Here is a 408-nt window from a genome sequence, read left to right as displayed (position 1 = left end):
GTGTTGGGGCTGCACCCTGTGGTGCAGCCCCATCGATTCGGTATGTCAGTTGCCGTCCGGGTCCTCGCTGTTCGGCGCTGACGAGGCCGCCGTCTCGGTGGGTGTTCCCTGCTCGCTCTGGGGCTGGTCGTCATCGTCGGGCACGATCTGGGCCCCGCAGCAACTGCTGTCCTGCTTGCGTGCGGTGTAGAGGTCCTTGAGTCCCATGGTTGCTTGTTCTCCTCGTGTGGTTGGGAATGTGGTGGTTGGGTCAGGCGATCAGTGGGATGAGGTAGCCGGCGGCGATGGCCGTGCCGATGACTGTGACCACGAAAGTGACGACCAGTCGGGGCTTGAACAAGGTGGTGAGCATCGAGATCTCGGGGATCGAGGCTCCGGCGCCGCCGATCATCAGCGCGAACACTGCAC

The 408-nt window shown here is 63.7% G+C and carries 1 protein-coding gene; it reads right to left on the bottom strand.

All coding sequences use genetic code 11. From position 1 onward, the window contains the following. Window positions 1–45: 45 nt before the first annotated feature. The gene (locus ACWCOM_RS18515; RefSeq protein WP_454550208.1) at window positions 46–207 is read right to left on the bottom strand and encodes a hypothetical protein; all 162 of its coding nucleotides are present in this window, start codon (window positions 205–207) and stop codon (window positions 46–48) included. Between the last annotated feature and the right edge of the window lie 201 nt (window positions 208–408).

This window comes from Kocuria sp. KH4 (assembly GCF_053711175.1).
The sequence above is the reverse complement of the archived record's forward strand: the minus strand, read 5'-3'. Positions and strand labels throughout refer to the sequence as shown.